This window comes from Mesorhizobium sp. P2_E10 (assembly GCF_056404235.1).
On record NZ_JBFUEK010000002.1, the window covers coordinates 799,269 to 821,424 of the forward strand.

Annotated in this window: 19 protein-coding genes; 12 read left to right on the forward strand and 7 right to left on the reverse strand. The window is 62.9% G+C overall.

All coding sequences use genetic code 11. The features are described from left to right. The first annotated feature begins 56 nt into the window (after positions 1-56). The 4 genes from AC1D0N_RS08660 to AC1D0N_RS08675 are packed head-to-tail and all read left to right on the forward strand — an operon-like array spanning position 57 to position 4,143. A complete protein-coding gene (locus AC1D0N_RS08660) occupies positions 57-1,244 on the forward strand; it encodes an MlaE family ABC transporter permease (RefSeq protein WP_477243003.1) in 1,188 nt (395 codons plus the stop codon). Between the two features lies 1 nt (position 1,245). Next, positions 1,246-2,067, forward strand: a complete 822-nt coding sequence (locus AC1D0N_RS08665) for an ABC transporter ATP-binding protein (protein ID WP_477243004.1) — start codon at positions 1,246-1,248, stop codon at positions 2,065-2,067. A gap of 14 nt (positions 2,068-2,081) precedes the next feature. Then, positions 2,082-3,455, forward strand: coding sequence for an MlaD family protein (locus AC1D0N_RS08670; RefSeq protein WP_477243005.1), 1,374 nt, complete (start codon positions 2,082-2,084; stop codon positions 3,453-3,455). A 37-nt stretch (positions 3,456-3,492) separates the two neighbouring features. Next, the gene (locus AC1D0N_RS08675; protein WP_477243006.1) at positions 3,493-4,143 is read left to right on the forward strand and encodes an ABC-type transport auxiliary lipoprotein family protein; all 651 of its coding nucleotides are present in this window, start codon (positions 3,493-3,495) and stop codon (positions 4,141-4,143) included. A 31-nt stretch (positions 4,144-4,174) separates the two neighbouring features. On the opposite strand, the gene AC1D0N_RS08680 is transcribed toward AC1D0N_RS08675, so the two are convergent. After that, positions 4,175-4,546 carry a hypothetical protein gene (locus AC1D0N_RS08680; RefSeq protein ID WP_477243007.1) on the reverse strand — a complete coding sequence of 124 codons (372 nt, stop codon included), beginning with the start codon at positions 4,544-4,546 and terminating at the stop codon, positions 4,175-4,177. Positions 4,547-4,664: 118 nt separating this feature from the next. Continuing rightward, the gene (locus tag AC1D0N_RS08685; RefSeq protein WP_477243008.1) at positions 4,665-10,676 is read right to left on the reverse strand and encodes a coiled-coil domain-containing protein; all 6,012 of its coding nucleotides are present in this window, start codon (positions 10,674-10,676) and stop codon (positions 4,665-4,667) included. A gap of 302 nt (positions 10,677-10,978) precedes the next feature. Here AC1D0N_RS08685 and AC1D0N_RS08690 point away from each other — a divergent pair, with 302 nt between their 5' ends. From AC1D0N_RS08690 to AC1D0N_RS08700, 3 genes are all read left to right on the forward strand, one after another. Beyond that, positions 10,979-11,317, forward strand: a complete 339-nt coding sequence (locus AC1D0N_RS08690) for an Hpt domain-containing protein (RefSeq protein ID WP_477243123.1) — start codon at positions 10,979-10,981, stop codon at positions 11,315-11,317. A 102-nt stretch (positions 11,318-11,419) separates the two neighbouring features. After that, entirely contained in the window at positions 11,420-11,740 is a 321-nt protein-coding gene (locus AC1D0N_RS08695; RefSeq protein ID WP_477243009.1) for a 2Fe-2S iron-sulfur cluster-binding protein, read from the forward strand. Positions 11,741-11,824: 84 nt separating this feature from the next. After that, complete coding sequence (locus AC1D0N_RS08700; protein WP_477243010.1) at positions 11,825-12,853, forward strand: NAD(P)/FAD-dependent oxidoreductase; 1,029 nt, start codon at positions 11,825-11,827, stop codon at positions 12,851-12,853. A 64-nt stretch (positions 12,854-12,917) separates the two neighbouring features. Here the strand turns inward: AC1D0N_RS08700 and AC1D0N_RS08705 are convergent, their stop codons facing one another. Together AC1D0N_RS08705 and AC1D0N_RS08710 are read right to left on the reverse strand one after the other, a co-directional pair. Beyond that, on the reverse strand, positions 12,918-14,399 hold the full coding sequence (locus tag AC1D0N_RS08705) for an MDR family MFS transporter (protein ID WP_477243011.1): 1,482 nt from the start codon (positions 14,397-14,399) through the stop codon (positions 12,918-12,920). Between the two features lie 235 nt (positions 14,400-14,634). After that, positions 14,635-15,255 (reverse strand): DUF922 domain-containing Zn-dependent protease, encoded by a 621-nt coding sequence (locus AC1D0N_RS08710; RefSeq protein ID WP_477243012.1) that lies wholly within the window; start codon positions 15,253-15,255, stop codon positions 14,635-14,637. An 84-nt stretch (positions 15,256-15,339) separates the two neighbouring features. Between AC1D0N_RS08710 and folP the strand changes: the two genes are divergently transcribed. From folP to folK, 3 genes are read left to right on the forward strand one after another with little or no spacing between them, the layout of a single operon-like run. Then, entirely contained in the window at positions 15,340-16,191 is an 852-nt protein-coding gene (gene folP / locus AC1D0N_RS08715; RefSeq protein WP_477243013.1) for a dihydropteroate synthase, read from the forward strand. Between the two features lie 3 nt (positions 16,192-16,194). Next, positions 16,195-16,554, forward strand: a complete 360-nt coding sequence (gene folB, locus AC1D0N_RS08720; RefSeq protein ID WP_477243014.1) for a dihydroneopterin aldolase — start codon at positions 16,195-16,197, stop codon at positions 16,552-16,554. Next, positions 16,538-17,050, forward strand: a complete 513-nt coding sequence (gene folK / locus AC1D0N_RS08725; RefSeq protein ID WP_477243015.1) for a 2-amino-4-hydroxy-6-hydroxymethyldihydropteridine diphosphokinase — start codon at positions 16,538-16,540, stop codon at positions 17,048-17,050. Before folB ends, folK begins: the two co-directional genes overlap by 17 nt. Before the next feature lie 7 nt (positions 17,051-17,057). Here folK and AC1D0N_RS08730 read toward each other — a convergent pair whose 3' ends face one another. Genes AC1D0N_RS08730 through AC1D0N_RS08740 form a run of 3 tightly spaced genes read right to left on the reverse strand, consistent with a single transcriptional unit; the run spans position 17,058 to position 19,720 of the window. Then, positions 17,058-17,303 (reverse strand): hypothetical protein, encoded by a 246-nt coding sequence (locus AC1D0N_RS08730; protein WP_477243016.1) that lies wholly within the window; start codon positions 17,301-17,303, stop codon positions 17,058-17,060. A gap of 25 nt (positions 17,304-17,328) precedes the next feature. Further along, on the reverse strand, positions 17,329-17,877 hold the full coding sequence (locus AC1D0N_RS08735; RefSeq protein ID WP_477243017.1) for a DUF924 family protein: 549 nt from the start codon (positions 17,875-17,877) through the stop codon (positions 17,329-17,331). Between the two features lie 4 nt (positions 17,878-17,881). Next, on the reverse strand, positions 17,882-19,720 hold the full coding sequence (locus tag AC1D0N_RS08740; RefSeq protein ID WP_477243018.1) for a monovalent cation:proton antiporter-2 (CPA2) family protein: 1,839 nt from the start codon (positions 19,718-19,720) through the stop codon (positions 17,882-17,884). Positions 19,721-19,881: 161 nt separating this feature from the next. On the opposite strand from AC1D0N_RS08740, the gene AC1D0N_RS08745 reads away from it, so the two are divergent. Together AC1D0N_RS08745 and AC1D0N_RS08750 are read left to right on the forward strand one after the other, a co-directional pair. Then, positions 19,882-20,871 carry an AraC family transcriptional regulator gene (locus tag AC1D0N_RS08745; RefSeq protein ID WP_477243019.1) on the forward strand — a complete coding sequence of 330 codons (990 nt, stop codon included), beginning with the start codon at positions 19,882-19,884 and terminating at the stop codon, positions 20,869-20,871. Positions 20,872-20,931: 60 nt separating this feature from the next. Further along, positions 20,932-22,140: an MFS transporter gene (locus AC1D0N_RS08750; RefSeq protein WP_477243020.1), complete on the forward strand. Its 1,209-nt coding sequence runs from the start codon at positions 20,932-20,934 to the stop codon at positions 22,138-22,140. Positions 22,141-22,156: the final 16 nt, after the last annotated feature.

Sequence of the window (22,156 nt, forward strand, 5' to 3'; positions counted from 1 at the left end):
CGACAAGCGTCGTCGGCAAATCGACAGGTCAGACCCGTCAGGCTAAACAGGACGCCATGTTGACCATCGGCAAACGCGACGCAAGCGGCACGACCGCCAAGGAGGCTGACCGAGAGCCGCGTGTCGCGGTTGGCGAAGAGGGCAATATTCTCGGCTGCGCTTTCTCCGGTATCTGGACAACGCGCACCGTTGCGCTGGTCGACGCCGAAATGCGCAAAATCGAGAAACGAAACAATTTCAAGATTTTGGCGCTCGACCTTTCCAAGATCGAGAAGATTGATACCGCCGGCGCCTGGCTCATCGACCGTCTGGTCAGCGCCTTCGAGAAGAAGGGCGTCGAGGTCAAGATGCAGGGGCAAAGCGAGATAGCCTCGATCCTGCTCGGCGCTGTCGGCGAAGCTGTCCGGCGCGAGTCCGAATCGAGCCGCGTTCGGCCGCCCAACATCGTCATTCGCGGGCTGGAGGCGGTCGGGCGCCGCGTCTATGAGATGCGCGACGATTTCCTTGCCTCGATGAACATTCTCGGCGCCACCATCGGCGGCGCGCAGATGAAGCTGGGGCGCGGCCATGCCATCAACCCGGCGGCGATCTTCAATCAGATCGATCGCATGGGTGTCGGTGCCATTCCGGTGGTTGTGCTGATGTCGGCGATCGTCGGCGCAATCGTTGCCCAGCAAGGCGCCTACCAGCTCAACTATTTCGGCGCCAACATCTTCGTCGTCGACCTGGTCGGCGTGCTGATCCTGCGCGAACTTGGCGTGCTGATGACCGCCATCATGATCGCCGGCCGCTCCGGCAGCGCCATCACTGCCGAAATCGGCTCGATGAAGATGCGCGAGGAAGTCGATGCGCTGAAGGTCATCGGCCTCAATCCGATCGGCGTGCTGGTCTTTCCGCGCCTGGTCGCGCTGGTGATCGCGCTGCCCTGCCTGACCATCATCGCCAATTTCGCAGCCCTTGGCGGCGGCATCCTCGCCGCCTGGCTTTATTCGGGCATTGCGCCGTCCGCTTTCATTGACCGGCTGCGCGGCGCGATCGATATCAGCACCATCTTCGCCGGCCTGATCAAGGCGCCGTTCATGGCCATGATCATCGGCACCATTGCTTCCGTGGAAGGCATGAAAGTCGGCGGCAGCGCCGAATCGCTGGGGTTGCACGTCACCGCCTCGGTGGTGAAGTCGATCTTCGTCGTCATCATCCTCGATGGGCTCTTCGCCATCTTCTACGCGGCGATCGAGTTCTGACATGATGTTGCGAAAGAAGAGAAGGGCGAGTGCACTGGCGGTCGATGCAGGCGAGGGTGATATCGTGCTTTCCGCGCGCGACGTCACCGTGGCCTTTGGCGACAAGATCATTCTCGACAAACTGTCGCTCGATATCAGGCGCGGCGAGATTCTCGGCTTCGTCGGCGCCTCGGGTGCCGGCAAGTCGGTTCTTTTGCGCACCATCCTTGGCCTGACAAGCAAACAGTCGGGAACGATCAAGCTGTTCGGCATCGATGTCGAAAAAATGAGCGACTTGGAGCGCCTACGCATCGACATGCGCCTTGGCGTTCTTTTCCAGCATGGCGCGTTGTTTTCCGCACTGACGGTGCTCGAGAACGTTCAGGTGCCGATGCGCGAATATCTCGATTTGCCGAGAAAACTGATGGATGAGCTGGCGATGCTCAAGGTCGAACTGGTCGGGCTGCCGCCGGACGCGGCGCAGAAATTCCCCTCCGAGCTTTCCGGCGGCATGATCAAACGTGCGGCCCTGGCGCGCGCCCTGGCGCTCGATCCGGACATCGTCTTCCTCGACGAGCCGACTTCCGGTCTCGATCCGATCAGCGCGGCGGAGTTCGACGAACTGGTGGTCAAGCTGCGCGACACGATGGATTTGACTGTCTACATGGTCACGCACGATCTCGACACGCTGTTCACTGCTTGCGACCACGTAGCGGTGCTCGGCAACAAGAAAGTGCTGGTTGAAGGCACGATCGACGACATGCTGAAGAGCGAGGAACCGTGGGTAAAATCCTATTTCCGCGGAAAACGCGCCCGGCAACTTGATCTTGCCGCGCGCGCATAGCCATAAGTGAAGCAATGGAAACCCGAGCCAACTACGTCATTGTCGGCATCTTCACCCTGGCTGCGATCCTGGCGGCCTTCGCCTTCGTCTATTGGACCGCCCAGATCGGCGACAAGGGCGAGACGACGTTGTTGCGGGTGCGCATTCAGGGTTCGGCTTCTGGCCTCGGCCCCGGCAGTCTGGTGCTGTTCAACGGCGTCAAGGTCGGTGTGGTCAAGCGCGTCTATTTCGACCCCAAGGATCCGAATGCCGCCATCGCCAACACCGAGATCGACAAGACAACGCCGATCACCAAATCGACGCAGGCCGATATCGGCATCGCCAGCCTTGCCGGTCAGGTCAACATCGAACTCAAGGGCGCCGATCCCAAGGAGCCGAGGCTGCTCGAGCAAGCGGAAAAGGAAGGCAGGACCGCCGAGATCGTCGCCAACCCGTCCGCCGTCAACAATCTCCTGCAGACGGCGCAGAACATCTTCACCCGTGCCGACAAGGTGCTTTCCGATCTCGAAGGTTTCACCAAGGATGTGCGTGGGCCGCTGACCCAAACCGTCAAGAACGCCCAGACCTTCTCCGATGCGCTGGCCAAGAATGCCGATGGTATCGACAAGTTCCTGTCGAGTGTCAGCGCGCTGGCCGACGAATTGAAGGGGGTTTCCGGCAAGCTCGACGGCACGCTGAAGGCCGCGGAAGGCTTGCTCAATGCCGTCGACAAGGACCAGATCAAGAGCATCGTCGCCAATGTGAACACCGTGACGGGCAACCTCAAGGAAACCTCGCAGCAGCTCGACGGCGTGATCAAGAACGTCGATACAGCGGTCGGATCGGTCAATGACTTCGCCAAGCAGACGCAAGGCACGCTGGCCAAGGTCGACGGCGTTCTCGACGGCATAGATCCGGCGCAGGTCCGCACGGCGCTGGCCAACATCCAGAAAGCCAGCGAAAGCGCCGACAAGGCGGCTGCCGACATCGCGAAGGTGACCGGCAAGTTCGCCGACCGGGCCGACGATATCGACGAGACGATCAAGGATGCCAAGCAGCTGGCGCAGCGTCTCAACGACGCCTCGGTGCGCGTCGATGGCATCCTTGCCAGGGTCGATACGCTGTTGGGCTCCGGCCAGGCGGATGGTGTGATGGCGGATGCCAGGGACACGCTGAAGTCGTTCAAGCAGGTCGCCGACACGCTGAACGCTCGCCTTGGCGTCATCACCGACAATCTGGCGCGGTTCTCCGGCCAGGGGCTCTCAAATGTCGAGGCGCTGGTCCAGGACAGCCGTCGTTCGATCAGCCGCATCGAAGAGGCGGTAACCGACCTCAGCCGCAATCCGCAGCGGATTCTTTCCGGTGGCGACGGTGAGGTTCGGCAATATGATGGCAGGGTGCGGCGTTGACTTCGGCCTCCGCTCGCCCCAAGAACATGAGCTGCGAGTGCGGGTTGATCTTACGATCCGGGGACAACGGGGATCGCGCGTGAAGTCGGTGTCGGTGAGAACGGGCGGGTTGACGTCGGCTGTGGCATTGCTTGCATTGACGCTTGCCGGTTGCGCGGCGCTGGGCGGCAAGCCTGCCCCGCTTGATACGTTCGAGCTTTCGGCGCCGTCGCTCGATGCGCGCGGCCACAGCCGTCGCCAGATACTCATCGCCCAGCCGTCGGCGCTCAAGGCGCTGGACAGCCAGAACATCGTCATCAAGCCGTCCGATCGCTCGATCCAGTATCTCAAGGGTGCGCAATGGGCCGACCGGCTGCCGCTGATCGTGCAGGCGCGGCTGGCCGAGACCTTCCAGCGCTCGGGCAGCTTTGCCGGCGTCGGCAAGCCCGGCGAGGGGCTGGCCATCGACTATCAGGTGATCGTCGAGATCCGTTCCTTCGAAGTCCGCGTCGACGGTGGCGACCACGCCGAGGTCAACCTGTTCGTGCGCATATTGAACGACCGCAATGGCGAGGTTCGCGCCTCGAAGAGCTTTACCGCAACCGCGCCAGTCTCGGGCAGCGGCAATGCGGCCTACGTCGCCGCACTCGACAGCGCCTTCGGCGACGCGGCCAAGCAGATCGTCCGCTGGACGGATTCGCTGATCTGAGGGCCTGACAATCGGTTGCCCGGATAGTTCGTCAAGCGTGCTGCCAAGCCACCAAGTCGTACTGGGCACCTTCGTTGCGAAAGAAGTGCGCGATCGCCTTGTAACATTGCTCGATCGAGATGCACCACGAGAGCGGATACTCGTCGATCTGACCGTTCGCGAGCGTGTAGGCGCAGGTCCCATCCCCACGGTGGGCACCTCGTGTCACCGAGCCGCTGTCGCCTTCGAAGCTTAGGTACATTAGCCAGGCCTTGTCGCCATTTCGCAGCATGGAAATCGATTGGCCACCGGGGGCTGAAATCCAAAGCTCAAACAGCGGCTCCAGATCGAATCGGCTCAAGGCAGAAGCAAACTCTTCGAAGCCTTCATATGACTGAGAGATTCCGTTGAGTGTGACTTCCACCGGGTCAGCCTGTCGCCGAAAGTGGTGGCAATGCGGTCACCACCATCGGAGCTTGCAAGGAGCAAGCGTTGCCGTGTCCACTGCGGAAGACCGGGGGTCTCCCGCATGCGGATCGGAGCTAGTGCAACCGGCCGCTGGCATGCGCCAGCATGGTGTAGACCTTGCCGGTGTCTGACGTCAGGTAGGTCTGCGCCATGATGTTGTCGCGGTCGTTGCGCGACACGTCCTTGAGCAGCTTCTCGAAATCGTCGCAGTAGCGGTCGACGGCGGCGCGGAACTCGGCCTCTGACTGATACTTGCGGCGGATCTCGTCAAACGTCTGCTGGCCCTTCAGCGTGTAGAGCCGCCGAGTGAACACGTCACGCTCGCCGCGTCGGTAGCGGTTCCACAGCTCGATTGAGGCGTCGTGATCGATGGCCCGCGCAATGTCGACGGACAGCGAGTTGAGCGACTCCATGACGTGCAGCGGCGAGCGCTGGGCGGGAGCCGAGCGAGGTGCTTCCGCCGGTGCGACGGGTCTGGCGTCTTCCTCACGCGAAGCCCCGGTCAGCAGATCGCGCACCCAGCCGCCTTGCGGCGTACGGGCGTTTTGATCGCGCTGGCGCTGGGCCGTCTCGGTCGGGCGTTCAAGATCGAGCGTGCCGCGCAGTGCGGTGCCGCCCAACGGCGCCTGCGGGGCCAGACGCTCCGCCTGCGGCTGCGGCGGCGCCGGGGGACGGCGCTGCGGCTCGGCCGGACGCTGAACAGGCGCTTGCGGTGCCGGACGCAGGTTGCGCTGCTCGGAATTGTCGCTTCCGCGGCCCGATTTCGCAACGATATCCGACAGTTCCTTCAGCGCGTTGATCTGTTCGGCGACGGCGCGACGGATGGCAGAGGTCGATTCCTTGGCCTCTTCCGGCATCTCGATGACGCCCTTCTTGAGTTCGGCGCGGGTGAGGTCGAGCTCGCTCTTGATCGAGCCGGCCGTGCGCCGGATCTCCTCGGTGGCTTCGGCGAAGCGCGTTGTCGCCGAATCGACGACCTCGGAAATAGCGGTCCGAATCTTTTCCGCCGATTCCATGGTTCTGCCTTCGGCGTTCTGCATCGTCTGGCCGACCAGGCTCTCGAACGAACGCATGACCTTTTCGAGATCCTCCGACTTCTTGACCAGGCCGACGGCGAGGTCCTCGAGCGACGACTGCCGCTCGAGCGTATGCTCGAGGTTGCTCTGCGCCGAACTCAGCAGGTCCGAAGCGCTGGACAGCAAGCGGCTGTGCTCGTCGAACTTGGTGGCGATAGAGGCGACCTCGCGCAACGTCGACGACGACAGTTCGGTAAGCCGTGTCGTGTTGGAATCGACCAGGCGCGCCGAGCTGGCAAAAGTCTGCGCGGCCTTTTCCGTCGTTGCGGCAAAGCTCTGTGTGCTGCCGCTCAGGCGTTCGTCGACCTGGCCCAGATTGACCGCGGCCTGCTCGATGAGCTGACCGAGCTGCGAGCTGGAGGTGGACATGCGGCCGATGAGATCGGCGACACTGTCGGAGAGCGACGAGCGCGCGCCTTCGACCGCCGACAAGGTTTCGGCCGTGCGGCTGGCGAGCGCGTTGACGAGGGCGGCGTTTTCGCTGCGCAGCTTCTCGGTCGCACGTTCGGTGACCTCTTCCATGCTCTTTTGCAATTCCGAGCCGCCCTGGGCAAAACGTTCGACCAGCGGCCGCGCCGTTTCGTCGAGGATTTTGGCCATCTCGGCGGAACGCGACGCGAGCATGGTGTTGAGCTCGCGGGTGTTGGCGCCGATGGTCTTGGCGGCATCGTTGGTGCTCTGGCCGATATGCTGGCCGACCGCGGTGAAGGTTTCCGCGATCACATTGGCGCGCGAAACCAGCTGAGCCTCGGCGCTCGACACCTGCTCGTTGAGCCTCTGGCCCATCGTCTCGGCGGTGTAGGCGAGGCGGTTTTCGACACCGGCGATCTGCTCCTCGACACGGGCAGCCGCAGCCGCGGCGCTCGAGGCAAGGCGCTCGTCGGCGCCGGCAAGCGCCTGCTCGATTTCGCGGGCGTGGACGGCCAGTTCCTGACCGGTCTGGCGTGCACGGTCGGCAACCCTCTGCTCGGTGCTGGCAAAGGCGCCGACAATGGTCTCGGCGTGCCCACCGATCGCGCTGCTGCTGTCGGCGATGCGCGACACCAGGCGCTGGTCCGCATCGTCGAAGATGCGGGCGATTTCGGATGCACGCGACGACAGCGCTTCCGAACCTTCGGCGATACGCGAGAGCAGGTGCTGGTCGGCGGCATCGAAGATGCGGCCGAGATCCGATGCGCGTGACGCCAGCGCCTCGGCCGATTCGCCGATGCGCATGCTCAGCCGCTGGTCGGCGCCTTCGAAATTGCGCAGGATGTCGCCGGCGCGTGCTGCCAGCGACTGCGCCGTCTCGACGGCGCGGGCAACCAGCTTCTGGTCCGCCGCGTCGAAGGTGCCGGCGATCTCGCCGGCGCGGGCGGCCAACTGCTCGGCCGTCGCCTCGGCGCGAGCCAGCAACGTGTTGTGCGTGTCGTCATGCCGGGCAAGCAGCGCGCTCGAAGTATCCTCGGCCCGCGCGATCAAGGCACTCGACGTGTCTTCTGCACGTGCATGCAGGCGGCGATCCGCCTCCTCGAAGGTGCGGGCGATGTCCTCGGCCCTGGCCAGCAGGGCCGCCGAAGTCTGCTCGGCGCGTTCGGCGATCTTGCGGTCGGCATCGCTGAAGGCGGCACCCGCCTGCTCGTGCAGCGCGCTGGTGACTTCCATGACCTTCTCGCGCAAGGCGCCGGCGACGAAGACGGCGCTTTTCTCCAGCACGGCGCGGACATTGTCGACACCCACCGACAGCGCACGCTCCATGGTTCCGGCGCGCTCCTCGATGATGCCGGTCTGCCGGCTGAATGCCTGCTCGATCTTCTCGACATCGGCGGCGATTGCAGCGGAAATATCGGTGCTTCTGGCGGCGATCTGATCGATATGGCCGGACAGCGAGCGGTCGACGTCCTTGCGCGTATCGGTCAGTTTTACGAGATCGTCTTCCAGCGCACGGGTCAGCATGTTGCGGCCTTCGGCCAGCTTGCCGACGTGCCCGGCGATGATGTCGTCGACCTCGCTGCGGCTTGCCGCAAGCTTCTGCATATCGGCTTCGAGCGCGCGCCTGAGGATGTCGCGGCCCTCGGCCAGCTTTTCGACCTGGCCGGCGACCAGCCCGTCGATGCTGGAACGGCTCTCCGCCAGTTTGGCGAGATCGTCTTCAAGCGCCTTCGACAGGGTCGAACGATCCTGGACGAGCCTTTCGCTGTGGCCTTGGAGGAGGCCGTTGACGTTTTCCAGATCGGCTTCCAGCACCCGTGCGAACTCCGAACGGTTTTCGGTCAGCTTCTGCGACTGGTCGGCGATGGTGCCCTTGATCATGTTCAGATCGGCTTCCAGCGCACGCCTGAGAATGTCGCGGCCTTCGGCCAGCTTTTCGACCTGGCCAGCGACCAGCCCGTCGATGCTGGAGCGGCTTTCCGCCAGCTTGGCGAGATCGTCTTCGAGCGCCTTCGACAGGGTCGAGCGATCCTGGGCAAGCCTGTTCATATGGTCGGAGACAATGCCGTTCACGCTCTGCAGGTCGGTTTCCAATGCGCGTGAAAGCTGGCTGCGATCCTCGGCCAGTTTTTCGGACTGGCTGGCGAGGGTGCTCTTGATCGTATTCAGATCGGCTTCGAGCGCGCGCTTGAGGATGTCGCGGCCCTCGGCCAGCTTCTCGACCTGGCCAGCGACCAGCCCGTCAATGCTCGACCGGCCTTCCGCCAATTTGGCAAGGTCGGCTTCGAGCGTCTGCGACAGCAGCGTGCGATCGTCGGCGAGCCTGGTCGAATGACCTTCGATCAGATTGCGTATGCCCGACAGATCGCTCTCCAGCGCTCTGCTGAGCTCGGTCCGGTCTTCGGCCAGTTTCGCCGAATGATTCTCGATCACGCCCTTGATGCCGATAATGTCGCTTTCCAGGGCCTTGGTCAGAATGGCGCGGCCTTCGGCGATCTTCTCGACCTGGCTCGCGACCAGACCGTCGACGCTGGCGCGGCTGTCGGCCAGCTTGCCGAGATCGGCCTCGAGCGCGCGCGAAAGAATGTTGCGGCCCTCGGCGAGTTTGCCAACATGCCCGGCAACCATTTCATCAATGATCGTACGGGCTTGCACCAGTTTTCCGGAGTCGTCGTTCAAGGCCTGGGACAGCCGGCTGCGGCCGTCTTCGAGCCGCTCGAGATGGCTACCGAGTGAAGCGTCGATGGCGGCGCGCGACTCGTTGACCTTGCGCAGATCCTCTTCGAGAGCGCGCGAGATCAGGTTGCGGCCTTCGGCCAGCTTCTGAACCTGGTTGGTCACGGCGGCGTCGATGCCGGCGCGACCTTCGGCGAACTTCGCCAGATCGGCCTCCATCGCAGCCGCCATGCGGTCCCGGCTTTCGGAAAGCTTGCGGCTGTGGTCTTCGATCGCTTCCTCGATGCCGACGCGGGCATCGGAAAGCCGCTGGATGTCGGTGTCGAAGGAACGCGATACGACATGACGGGCCGCTTCCATGCGGCCGGCGAAATCGCTGGCGCGGGCTTCGAGCATCGACGAGGTGGAGGAGACGATGTCGGCCATATCGGCGCCGATCTGGGTCTTGCCCTGATCGATCATCGCCGACAGCGTGTCCTTGCTCTCCGCGAAGGTGTGCGCGATCTCACGCGCGCGCTCGACCAATGTCTCGTTGATCTGGCGTGCGCGGGCTTCGAGAGCGGCATTGAGTTTCTGCGTGCCGGTGTCCAGCGCCTCGGCGCGGGTCTGGAATTCGCTGATCAGAGCCTGGCCGCGCTCGGCCAGCGTCCGTTCGATGCCGTTGAGGCTGGCTTCGAATTCGGAATTCAGCGTGCGCGCGGCGCCGCCGAGCAGCGACACCATGCCGGTGGTGCGGTCGTCGAGCAGGTCGGTCAGCGATCGGGTGAGACCGTCGGTCGTGTCCGTCAGCTTGGCAATGCGGGTGTCGAGCAGGCTGGCGAAGGCTTCGCCGGACGTTGACAGCCGGTCGGTGATCGAATCGAGCCGGCCCTCGACGGAATCGAAGATCGACATCGAGCTTTCGTTGATCCTGTCGATCAGCGTGTCGCCGGAATTGGTGATCGTCATCGACAATTTGGTCGATGCGTTGAGGATCGAGTCACGAATGATGTCGCTGGCAGCGCCGATTTCATCCTTTAGCGTCTCGTGGGCGCCGGTGATCGAGGCGCGCACCCGCTCGGCGTGGGTGACAACGGCTTCGCGTTCGCTGCCGAGCCCGTCGACGAGCGAACGGATGCGGGATTCGTTCTCCGAATAGGAGCGTTCGATCTGGTTGACCTCGCTGTGGACCAGGGTTTCGAGCTCGACGGCACGCGCCAGCGTGCGTTCGATGCCTTCACCCATGGCCGCCACCTCGCGGCGAACGGCCTGCCCGACCATCATGACGCGGTCCTGGGCAAGGTTTTCCGGTTCGGCCAGGCGGAAGGCCACTTCGGTCATCGATTGTGCGGCAATGCGCATTTCTTGCGCGCGCCGGATCATCGCCGCGAAGGCCCAGAACAGGATGATAGGAATGATCGCCGCGACCGCCAGCCCGATCAGCTCGGGGCGGGCGAGAAACTGGTCAAGCGTGCGGATTTTCCAGATGCTGGGCCCGAACAAAAGATTGGCCAGGCCGCCAGCGCCCGCAATCCAGGCCAGCGAAACGAATGCCACGACCCAGTAGATCGTGTTCGAAGCGCGGCGATTGAGGGTATGCAGAAGCGACTTGTAGTCTTTTTGACGGTCGTCATTGGCTGGTGCGAAACCGGCCGGCTGCGAGCTGTTGCGGGTTTCCACAGGGCGCAACTCGGCCGGCTTGGCCTTGGCTGCGGGCTTTGCGTTCTGGCTCTGATTGGCAGGAGCGGCGGCGGGTTGCGGGCTGCGGCCTTCGCGCGCCAATTCGTCCGCGGCTTGCGATATCTGTGCTTCCAGGTCTTCCATCGAAGCGGCGATGTCGAGGTCGCCGGTGTCTCCGCTCAGATCGAGATCAAGTGCCTTTTCGAGTTCCCTGGCTACGTCGCTGTCGAGAGTTCTGGTCGTCGTTGTTGGTTTCTTCGCCATGCCTTCGCTACCCTGTACTAGCTGCCGCGGGACTTATGATTCTGGTTGTCTTATCCCATGCAGGAGGCTGAAAATGGACCCCTCGTATCGTAATGACACACAGGGGTAAAGAAAACCTGCATTCCGCGAGATACGTAAAACTTTAAATATAAGGTTAACACGAACGTGATTTCGCGGCCTCTGCGGCAACAATTTTCCGGGCCATTCATTAACGCGATAGCTACGGAAATCGCGTAGTTTTTTCGGCGGTCGGGACAAGGAGTTTCAAATTGGTACGCGGTGAAAGCGGCATTGCCTTTTCAATGCCCGGTGGCGATGTGTCGGGTACGGGGCGCGCGCGACCGGTGGACCTGGCCCATCTTGCACGTCAGACGATGGGTGATCGGGGCCTCGAGCAGGAGGTGCTGGCGCTGTTCGTGCAGCAGGCGCTTTCCGTCCGCGACAAGATAGCCGACGCCGACGTGCGGGAACGGCTGCTTCTGGCGCATGGGCTGAAAGGTTCGGCGCGAGGGGTCGGCGCCTTTGCCATCGCCGACTGCGCAACCGACATCGAACGTCAGCCCGAAGACGTCAGAATCCTCAAGCGTCTTGGCACTTTGATCGAGGAAGTGCGCGATTTCATCGCCGCCATCAGTCGCTGAAATCGGTTTTCCCTAAAAAACGTCACGCAGCGCCGCTTTCGCACGGCAGTTGACTTGTCTGGCGGAGTGATTATCTCGGCTGGGACTCCCTTCAGGTGACAAATGACCAAGCTGACCTTCATCGCCCATGACGGCACTCATTTTGACGTCGATGCCGAAAACGGCTCGACCGTCATGGAAAACGCAATCCGCCATGCGGTGCCGGGGATCGAGGCCGAATGCGGCGGCGCCTGCGCCTGCGCGACCTGCCATGTCTATGTCGACGAGGCATGGACGGCCGAGGTCGGCGAGCCGGAAGCGATGGAGGAAGACATGCTGGACTTCGCCTACGACGTCCAGCCGAACTCGCGGCTGTCGTGCCAGATCAAGGTGCGCGACGCTCTTGACGGCCTGCTAGTGCGCGTGCCCGCCCGCCAGGGCTGACATCCGGGCTTTTTTTCTGCCGCCGCTTGGCAGCGGGCCTATGGTCATGCAGTGTCGCGCGGTTTCCGCATCGAGGCGCTTTTCATGACCGATATTATCAAGACGGACGTACTCATTGTCGGGGCAGGGCCTGTCGGCCTGTTCGCTGTGTTCGAACTCGGCCTCTTCGACATGAAGTGCCATCTGATCGACATTCTCGATCGTCCCGGCGGACAATGCGCCGAACTCTATCCGGAAAAGCCGATCTACGACATTCCCGGCTGGCCGCTGATCACGGCGCAGGGCCTGGTTGACAAACTGCTCGAGCAGATCCACCCGTTCAAGCCCGAATTCTCCTACAACCGCATGGTTTCCAGCCTCGAAAAGCTCGAGGATGGCAGCTTTCGCGTTACCACCGACGAGAACGAGGTGTTTGAAGCCAAGGTGGTGGTGATCGCCGCTGGCGGCGGCTCGTTCCAGCCGAAGCGGCCGCCGATCCCGGGCATCGAGCCCTATGAAGGCAAAAGCGTCTTCTACTCGGTTCGCCGCATGGAGGAATTCCGCGGCCATGACCTCGTCATAGTCGGCGGCGGCGATTCAGCGCTCGACTGGACGCTGAACCTGCAACCGGTGGCAAAAAGCGTGACGCTGGTGCACCGTCGCCCGGAATTCCGCGCCGCGCCCGACAGCGTCAACAAGATGTACGCCATGCAGGCGATGAAGGAGCTGGATTTTCAGGTCGGCCAGGTGACCGGCCTGACCGGCGCCGACGGCCAGCTTGCCTCGGCGATCATCAAGGGGCCTGACGGCGACGTCGAAGTGCCTTGCACGCGCATGCTGCCGTTCTTCGGCCTGACGATGAAGCTGGGACCGATCGCCGAATGGGGGCTCAATCTCCACGAGAACCTGATCCCGGTCGATACCGAGAAATTCCAGACCTCGGTATCAGGCATTTTTGCCGTCGGCGACATCAACTGGTATCCCGGTAAGCTGAAGCTGATCCTGTCGGGCTTCCATGAGGTGGCGCTGATGGCGCAGGCCGCCAAGCGCATCATCAGCCCCTGCGAGCGCATCGTGTTCCAGTACACTACGTCGTCGACCAGCCTGCAGAAAAAGCTCGGCGTCCACGATTGAAGTCTGGAGCATGATGCCGAAAGTGGTTCCGGTCTTCGGACAAGATCGTGCGAACAGATAGAGCCTACTCCGCCAGGATTGGAGCCGCGGTCTCGTCATTGCCGCGCAGCACTTTTTCCGGCATCAGCGCGAGCATCACCAGCGCCAGGACCAGCGTCGCTGCGGCGGCGAGAAAGATCATCACGAACGGCAATCCGGATATGACCTGTCCCGCGGCCGGCGTGCCTTCGCCGGCAAGCGGCAAGCCGTAGCCCAGGGCGACGGCGCCGAGCATGGCGACGCCGAGCGCGCTGCCGAGGGAACGCAGGAACGTCAGCACGCCGGTGGCGACACCGAGATGCATGCGGTCGACGGCATTCTGGACCGAGACCGTCACCACCGGAAAGGTTGTTCCCGAGCCCAGCCCGATGCAGATGGTCAGCACTTCGACCAACACCAGCGGGGCATGTTCGGCAACGAGGCTGAGCAATCCCAGGCACAGTATGGCGAATGTCACCCCCACCATGGCGATCCGCTTGTAGTGGGTAAAGCGCGGGATCGTGCGGCCGCTGAATGTCGCGCCGGCCACCGTGCCGAGCAGCAAGCCGAGCATGGCGATGCCCGATTGGCTGACCGACAAACCGACGATCGATTGCAGATAGACAGGCAGGTAGACCGCCAGCCCGATATTGGCGGCCTGCAGCATGAACATCGAAAGCGTGCCGGCCCGAACAATCGGATTGCCAAGCACTTCGAGCGAGATCAGCGGTTCGGCCGCGCGCCGCAGCCGCAGCGCAAAGGCGGCCCAGAAAACCGACGAACAGGCGACGAGCCCGAGGATTTCGCGCGACATCCAGGGATAGGTGCTGCCGCCCCAGTTCAACGCCAGCAGCAGCAGCGCCGTCGCCACGACCAGAAGCACCGCGCCGAGACCGTCGATGCTATGATGTTTTGCCGCGATCGGCAGTTTCTTCAGCGGCTTGTTGATGATCGCCATGGCCACAAGGCCGAGCGGAATGTTGATCCAGAAGATCAGCGACCAGTGCAAATGTTCGGCAAAGGTGCCGCCAAGCAGCGGACCGGCGATGCTGGCGACAGCCCATGTGCCGGCGATCCAGGCGGCATAACGCGCCCGCTCGCGCGGCGGCACGAGGTCGCCGATGACTGTCTGCGCCAGGGCAAACAGCCCGCCGCCGCCGGCGCCCTGGATCGCCCGGCCGATGACCAGGACGAGCATGTTCGGCGCCATGGCGCTGACCAGCGATCCCAGGAGAAAGATCAGGATCGCCGCGTAGACGGTCGGCCGCCGCCCGTAGACATCGGAAATCTTGCCGTAGAGCGGCGCCACGGCGGTGGCGGTCAAGAGATAGCCGGTGACGATCCATGGCAAATATTCGGCATGACCGAGCGCCCGCCCGATTGTCGGCATGGCCGGCGAGACGATGGTCTGGTCAAGTGCCGCCAAAAGCATCGACAACAACACGCCGGCGATGATGGCGTTTTTCTCGCCTTCGCTGAGCGGCGTGCCGGCTTCCACCATCGTTTGCTTGTCGACAGCCTGGTCCATGCTGGGTCGTCCATGTGTTTGCGTGCGCTTCCTAAGGCCGCTGGCTGGGCCGATGAGGTGCGTCTGCCGCGTCGAATGATTGCGTCTCGTGCTCTGGAGGTTGCGCCTTTGCCAACCTCAACTATGTCGTCCCGTATAGGCCGATTTCGACAGGGGCTCGAAAGTTTTTCGGCACTGGCACTACGCTTCGGCGAAATTGGCTTGCCGTCGATGCTACACTTTTGCTTGGCGAAATTCAGGCGGGTGGCAGCTGGCCACTCTCGATGCGCTGGATGCGGTAGCGCAGCAACCGCAGGATGCGGCTTTCGAAATTGACGCTTTCGATGCGATCGAACTGCACCTGAGCCTTATCGTGCTTGGCAAGGATGGCGGCAGTGATATCGGCGGCCTTTGCCTTGGCCGCATTGCAGTTCTTCTGCGGATAGGCCGCCCTCAACGCATTCTCGAGTTCGCGGGCATGGTTCTTGGCGATTTCGACGTGGCGTTCCTCGTGGCGTTTGATGTCGGCCGACAGCGTGTCCCAGAACAGCTTTACATCCGGATCGGCTTTGTGCGGACGCCGCCACTCGGGAAGGATCACCTTGACCTTGACGGTGACAAAGGCCTCGGCAATCCCGCAGGATTTGGCGGTTTGCGCGTAGCTGATGCGGGTGGTGAACGCCATCTGGGTGGCGCCCGGATGCCGCGTCCCGGTGCTTTTTACCTGGGGGCCGTGTTTCGACAGCTGAGCCTCGATGTCCTCGAGCGTCCTGCCGCCAATGGCGAAGTAGCTATATGTCTTCACCAGGTTAGCCGCGCCCGCCGGCAAGGCGGTCAAAGCGAGCATCAGGGCGCACAGCAGGGGTCGTTTCATCATGTTGCCTCTTCAGCCACCTTGCTTTACGGCCGTTCCCGGCGCAACGGAATTGATCTTGGGCAGATCACACATGGTTGATGGACAATGACGACAAGGCGATGGCAGCTGGCGCACGGGCGCCATCTCGATCTTGGCGGTAAGGCCGTGGTCGTCGGCATCCTCAACGTCACGCCGGACAGTTTTTCCGATGGCGGCCTGTTCGTCACGCCCGATCAGGCGCTGACTCAGGCACGCCGCATGCTGGAGGAGGGGGCGTCCGTCATCGACGTCGGCGGCGAATCGACCCGTCCCGGTGCATCGCCGGTAACCGCCGCGGAAGAGCAAGCCCGCATCCTGCCGGTCATCGCGGCACTCGCCGGACTTGGCGAAGGCCTGATCTCGGTCGACACCTATCGTGAGGCGACGGCCCGGCTTGCCGTCGCTGCCGGCGCGCATATCGTCAACGATGTCTGGGGCTTGCAGCGCGAACCGGGCATCGCCCGCGTCGCCGCAGATACTGGCGCCGGGCTGGTCATCATGCACACCGGGCGCAATCGCGAAAAGCTGCCCGACGTGATCGCCGACCAGTTTCTGTTTCTCGGGAAATCATTGGAAATTGCCCGCCACAACGGCGCCGGCGACGAGCATATCGTGCTCGATGCCGGCTTCGGTTTCGCCAAGGAGACGGCGGAAGAGAACCTCGACCTGATGGCGCGGTTTGCCGAACTCAATGCGCTCGGCTTTCCGCTGATGGCGGGGACATCGCGAAAGCGCTTTATCGGCAACGTTACCGGTCGCGATGCGATGGACAGGGCCGCCGGCACGGCAGCCACCAGCGTCATTCTGAGGCTGAAAGGCGCCGATCTGTTTCGCGTCCATGATGTCGCAATCAACGTGGACGCACTGGCCGTCGCCGATGCTATGCTGGCGCGCGAAACAGGCCAGGCAGGACGCTGAGCGATGTATGTCATCCGCATGAAGAATTGCGCCTTCTTTGCCCGGCACGGCGTGCTGGACGAGGAGGAAAAGCTCGGCCAGCGCTTCTATGTCGATGCCGCCCTTACCGTCGACCCCGGCAGCGCACTGGTCGATGATTCCATCAACGACACCGTCAACTATGGCATCGCCTTTGCGGTGATCGAAAAGATCATCACCGGACAGCGGCGCTTTCTGATCGAGGCGCTGGCGCTGGAGGTTGCCCGGGCGCTTACAGCGCGGTTTCCGCAGATAAAAAGGGCCGAGATCACCGTGCGCAAACCGAATGCGCCGGTACCCGGTGTGCTCGATTATGTCGAGGTGACCGTTGTCTGGCCCGAATAACACCGTCTATCTCAGCCTCGGTGGCAATCTCGGCGACCCCGCGAAATCGATGGGTTCGGCGTTGCGCATGCTGGATGCCGATCGCGATACGCGCGTCGTTGCCGTCTCCTCGCTTTATCGCACGCCGCCCTGGGGCAAGCTCGACCAGCCGGATTTCTTGAATGCGGCGGCCGAAATTTCGACGGCGCTGGCACCGCGCGCGCTGCTCGATCTCTGCCTCGACGCCGAGCGCCGACTAAAGCGGGTGCGTGAGGAACGCTGGGGTCCGCGCCTGATCGACATCGACATCCTGGTATTCGCAGACCGCATCATCCATGAGACCGGGCTCGAAGTGCCGCACCCCAGGATGCTGGAACGCGCCTTCGTGCTTGCGCCGCTGGCCGAAATCGCACCTGGCCTAGCCGTTGGCGGCCGCAGCGTGTCGGAGCGGCTGGGCGCCGTCGACATTTCGGGCATCGAGCGGCTGCCGTCTGGCCAGAAGTGGTGGCTGGCTTAGCGGATTGCTATGGTTGGCCGACAGCACCATCAGTTGGTGGAAGACGGACCTTGGCTGTGGCAATCATCCATTCAACCACTTCCACGGGCACTTCAGGCTGAGATAAGATAACTGTCATCTTCCCATCGACATCTGAGAAGAAAATCTCGCCCACTATGTGATCATCTTGGTCGGCGAGTTCCAGATACATTCCGTCGCGTTGGACATCGCTTCCAATTGTGGCTGTATAGTTCCGCCCTGCCAGCTCAACCATGTGGCAAATACCCGAGTCTACCCAATTAACCTGAGAATCCACCACCGTCCAAAAACGTCTGTTCGTCCGGCGTCGTCTCGCGGCCCAGCATCCTGTTCCGATGCGGAAAGCGGCCGAAGCGCTGGACGATGTCGCGATGCTCGACCGCATATTTCAGATATTCCGAGGCCTTGGCGGTGGTCAGTTCCACCGACCTGAGCTGGTCGGCGAGGTGTTCCGAATGCTCATACGGCAAATAAAGAAAAACGCGGAGCACTTCGTCGAGCAACAGGTCCTGGCCCGCGGCAATCGCCTTGCCCGCAAAATGCCGCGCCAACGCATCGGTGGCGTACATGTGGCCGGTGCCGCGAAAGCAGTTTCGCGGAAACTGGTCGAGCAGGATCATCAGCGCCAGTGAGCCCTCGGCATGGTCCGACCAGTGGTCGCATTCGCGCCGGGCGGCGGCGAAGTGCAGGTCAAGGAACCGGTCGCGAAAGTCGGTATCGAAGGCATCGTTTTTCTCGAACCACGCATCTTCTCCGGCCTCACGCCAGAATTTGGTGACGGCGAGCGCCCGTTCATCCAGTTCGGTCATCGGCTTACTCCCCCGCAGGCTCGGATTTGTGCAGCACGCCGGCCGTCTCTTCGTTGAGCGCCTGGCCGGGACGGCGCGGCGGGGCAAGCGGCGTCGGGATGGGCGTGTTGATGTTGCCTTTCAGGAAGCGCCGGCCGGCGCGAACGCCTTCAGCCAGTTGTATCTCGAAACGGGCAGCATCGCGGCGCCGCACATCCTCGATCACCTCGGCGACGTCTTCGGGGTCGACACCCAGCGCTTCCAGGGTGGAACCGCCGAAAATGAGCGCCGATTCGAAGGTTTCGCGGAGCTGGAAGTCGACGCCGGCGCGAATGAGCTGCAGCGCGGTTCCGCGATCGAAGGCGCGCGCCAGCACCGTCAGCAATGGAAACTCCGCCTTGATCAGCTCCGCGATGCGCACGGCGGCGTCCGGCTTGTCGACGCAGATCAGCACGGCGCGCGCCCTTCCGGCGCCGGCGGCACGCAGAATGTCCAGCCGCGTGCCGTCGCCATAGTAGACCTTGAAGCCGAAATCCGCGGCCGCCTGGATCATTTCGACATCATTGTCGATGATCGACACATCGATGCCGCGCAGCAGCAGCGGCTGGCTGGCGATCTGGCCGAAGCGGCCGAAGCCGATGACCAGAACACTGCCGGTGAGGCCGTCGGCAATGTCGACGCCTTCGAGCGATTGCTCGTCGCGCGGCGTCAGATATTTGAGCGCGATGATTGCCAGCGGCGTCAGCACCATCGAGATGATGACGATCGCAGTCAGGGTCGCATTGGCCCGGCTGTCGATGATGCCGACCGCCGCGGCTGCGGAATAGAGGACGAAGGCGAATTCGCCACCTTGCGCCATGAACACGGCGCGCTCGAGCGCTTCCCGGTGACCGGTCTTGAGCAGGCGGGCGACGATGTAGATGCCGAGCGCCTTCATCACCATGTAGGCGACGACGTAGATGGCGACCAGGCGCCAGTTCTCGACCACCACATGCAGGTCGAGCGACATGCCGACGGCAAGGAAGAACAGGCCGAGCAGGATGCCGCGGAACGGCTCGATGTCAGCCTCCAGCTGGTGGCGAAAGGTCGATTCCGACAAAAGCACGCCCGCCAGGAAGGCGCCCATCGCCATCGACAGGCCGGAGAGCTGCATGGCGAGCGCCGAACCGAGCACGACCAGCAGGGCCGCCGCGGTCATCACTTCGCGAGCGCGGGCGTCCGCCAGTATGCGGAAGAACGGATTGAGCAGATAGCGACCGGCCACCACCAGCCCGACAATCGCGGCAAGGCCAATGCCGACCTCGGTCAGCCGTTGCGTCAGGCTCATATCGGCGCCACCCGGCGCCAGGAAGGCGATCAGCGCCAGCAGCGGCACGATCGCCAGATCTTCGAGCAGCAGGACGGAAACGATGCGCTGGCCTTTTGGTGAAGCCATTTCGCCGCGTTCTTCGAGCAGTTGCATGACGATTGCCGTCGACGTCAGCACAAAGCCGGCCCCGGCGACGAAGGACACGGCAATCGGAAAACCGCCCGCCAGTCCGACGCTGGTCAGCAGAAGCGCGCATACGCCGACCTGCAGCGCGCCCAGGCCAAAAATTTCCCGGCGCAGGCCCCAAAGCCGCGATGGCTGCATCTCCAGCCCGATAATGAACAGGAACATGACCACGCCGAGTTCGGCGACGTGGAGAATGGCTTCCGATTCGGAGAAGATGCCGATGCCGAACGGGCCGATGACCACGCCGGCTGCGAGATAGCCGAGGATAGAGCCCAGCCCCATGCGTTTGAAGATCGGTACGGCAACGACGCCTGCGGCAAGCAGCGCCACCACCTGAATGAGATCGCTGCCCGATACGTCCGCTGCCATGCCTCTTGTCCCTGTCTCTCCCAGCACTCCTTGCATGCAGTTGGAGCGGGAGGCAAGGGCGAGAAGCCTGCCAGGAAGGGTAGGGTGCGTTAGAAGCGATTCCCTTGGTGGAACAACGGTCACCGCTTGCCTGCCGGACGTTCGGCATCTATATCTGATTAATGCTTGACCATTCGTCCCGTCCGTCGCCGCTGCCGCATATCCCGATGGACGCACTCAGCGAAGTGCTGCGGGACTTTCGCTTGAGCGGTGTCAACTATGGCCGCTGCGAGCTCCGACATCCCTGGAGCATAGAATTTCCGCAACAACAGCTGCTTCGGTTTCACTTTGTCGGCCAGGGTCCGTGCTGGATTCATACCGAAGCGCAAGGCTGGCAGGAGTTGCGCGATGGCGATCTTGTGTTGCTGCCGCAAGGCGTCGCCCATCGGCTGGCGAGTGCGCCGGACGTGGTGGGCGACTCGCTCGAGGGGTGCCAGGTGACCAAGTTGGGGGGCAATGTCTGCGAAGTGGTAAGGCAGGGAACGGGCGCGACAAGCACCCTTTTCTGCGGCTCGATGGCCTTGGGCTCCTGTGCGCTCAATCCATTGATCACATTGATGCCGCCCATCATCAAGGGTTGCGACGTGGCCGGCAATGACCCTGTCGTCGGCCCTTTGCTGGCGGCCATGACGGTGGAGGCCGCACAACCGCAGATGGGCAGCGCCACGATTCTGTCGCGTATGGCGGACTTGCTGACGGCCCGGCTCATCCGCTGCTGGGTCAATTGCAATGGCGCCGTGACCACCGGTTGGCTCGCAGCCATTCGCGACCCCCATATCGGCCGCGCCCTGGCAGCCATGCACCGAGACCCCGGCCATAACTGGACGCTGGGAAGCCTCGCCGGTGTGGCAGGCCAATCGCGCTCGATTTTCGCCGAGCGTTTCAGCGCTGTCTTGGGGGAGGGTGCCGCACACTATCTCGCCCGCCTGCGTATGCAGCTTGCCCGCGAATTGCTGGGGCAAAACGGCATGTCGGTTGCCGAAGTCGCTACCCGTTTGGGCTATGATTCCGAGGCATCCTTCGCTCGCGCGTTCAAGCGCATCACCAATGTCTCGCCGGGCGTTGTGCGCCGCACAATTCCCGGACGAATGGACATGAATTTCGGATTTTAAGGTACATATCATCCGGGCTGACTCGCCTATCTAAGATCTCCAACCTTTGGAGATCCTCCCGTGACTGACACAACATTACAGCTTGAAGACGCCGCGATCGGCCTTGACGCCGATGCGCCGTCCGCATGGAACGCAGCCACCTGGTTTGCGGTCATTTCATTGGCGGCCACCAGCTTTGCCCTAGTGTCGGCCGAGTTCCTGCCGGCGGGTCTGTTGACCCCAATGGCGCGCGATCTCGGCATCAGCGAGGGCACAGCCGGGCAGGTCGTCACCGCCACCGCCTCGGTCGGCGCCGTGACGGCCATGCTGAGCAATGTTCTCATCGGCCGATTGAACCGCAAGACCGTGCTGGTCGGCCTCATGGCCCTGGCGGTCGCTTCCAATATTCTTGCAGCGCTGGCGCCCAATTTCTGGCTGCTGTTGCTAGGCCGAGCCGGGCTGGGAATTGCTCTCAGCGCTTTCTGGGCACTTTCGGTTGCCGTCGTGGCTAGGCTGGTTGGCGCCAATGCGACAGGTCGGGGCATGGCTATCGTCACCCTCGGCGTTTCGCTTGCCACCATCGCCGCGCCGTCGATGGGGGCCTTGATCAGCGACTGGCTGGGATGGCGCAGCGCGATGGCGATGACAGCGGGGCTAGCCGTGGTTGCCATGCTGCTGCAGTTTCTCAGCCTGCCGACCTTGCCAGCAACCGCCAGCAATAGTCTTGGAGACGTGTTTCGGCTGACGCGGCGGCGTGGCATTCAACTCGGCATGCTTGCCATTGTCTTGCTGATGACAGGACATTTCGCCGGTTCGGTCTATGTGCGCCCCTTCCTCGAACACGTGACGCTGCTTGCAACCGGGCCGATTGCACTCGCGCTGCTCGGATTTGGCATCGCCGCTGTGGTCGGCAATATTGCCGGCGGCCGTTTGGCCGATGCCAATATCCGCGTGGCTCTCGTGGTCACCGCCGTGTTGATGGCGTTTGCGGCGCTGGCATTGGTGCTTTGGGGCGTGCAAATTGGCGCTGCCTTCGTATTCGTTACACTTTGGGGCTTCGCCTTCGGCATGGGGCCGGTGGTGCTGCCGACCAATCTGTCCCGCGCGGCACCTGATGCGCTGGAAGCAGCGGGCAGCCTGATGGTCGTCTCTTTCCAAATTGCCATCACCATTGGCGCGGTCGTCGGCGGCTACGTCGTGGACAATTACGGTGCCACGGCGCCCCTGACGCTGACCGCCATCCTTGCCGCATCGACAGCCGTGCTGGCGCTGCTGCAGCCTCGTGGCTGAACCCTGCCCCAACTGA

Bases quoted from the DNA above. Each gene is read 5' to 3' on its own strand.
- AC1D0N_RS08660 (WP_477243003.1), top strand. From the start codon at position 57: ATGTTGACCATCGGCAAACGCGACGCAAGCGGCACGACCGCCAAGGAG.
- AC1D0N_RS08735 (WP_477243017.1), bottom strand. From the start codon at position 17,877: ATGACCGAACTGGATGAACGGGCGCTCGCCGTCACCAAATTCTGGCGT.
- AC1D0N_RS08700 (WP_477243010.1), top strand. From the start codon at position 11,825: ATGACCGATATTATCAAGACGGACGTACTCATTGTCGGGGCAGGGCCT.
- folB (WP_477243014.1), top strand. From the start codon at position 16,195: ATGTATGTCATCCGCATGAAGAATTGCGCCTTCTTTGCCCGGCACGGC.
- AC1D0N_RS08665 (WP_477243004.1), top strand. From the start codon at position 1,246: ATGATGTTGCGAAAGAAGAGAAGGGCGAGTGCACTGGCGGTCGATGCA.
- folP (WP_477243013.1), top strand. From the start codon at position 15,340: ATGACGACAAGGCGATGGCAGCTGGCGCACGGGCGCCATCTCGATCTT.
- AC1D0N_RS08670 (WP_477243005.1), top strand. From the start codon at position 2,082: ATGGAAACCCGAGCCAACTACGTCATTGTCGGCATCTTCACCCTGGCT.
- AC1D0N_RS08745 (WP_477243019.1), top strand. From the start codon at position 19,882: ATGCTTGACCATTCGTCCCGTCCGTCGCCGCTGCCGCATATCCCGATG.
- AC1D0N_RS08730 (WP_477243016.1), bottom strand. From the start codon at position 17,303: ATGGTTGAGCTGGCAGGGCGGAACTATACAGCCACAATTGGAAGCGAT.
- AC1D0N_RS08710 (WP_477243012.1), bottom strand. From the start codon at position 15,255: ATGATGAAACGACCCCTGCTGTGCGCCCTGATGCTCGCTTTGACCGCC.
- AC1D0N_RS08690 (WP_477243123.1), top strand. From the start codon at position 10,979: ATGCCCGGTGGCGATGTGTCGGGTACGGGGCGCGCGCGACCGGTGGAC.
- AC1D0N_RS08740 (WP_477243018.1), bottom strand. From the start codon at position 19,720: ATGGCAGCGGACGTATCGGGCAGCGATCTCATTCAGGTGGTGGCGCTG.
- AC1D0N_RS08685 (WP_477243008.1), bottom strand. From the start codon at position 10,676: ATGGCGAAGAAACCAACAACGACGACCAGAACTCTCGACAGCGACGTA.
- AC1D0N_RS08705 (WP_477243011.1), bottom strand. From the start codon at position 14,399: ATGGACCAGGCTGTCGACAAGCAAACGATGGTGGAAGCCGGCACGCCG.
- AC1D0N_RS08695 (WP_477243009.1), top strand. From the start codon at position 11,420: ATGACCAAGCTGACCTTCATCGCCCATGACGGCACTCATTTTGACGTC.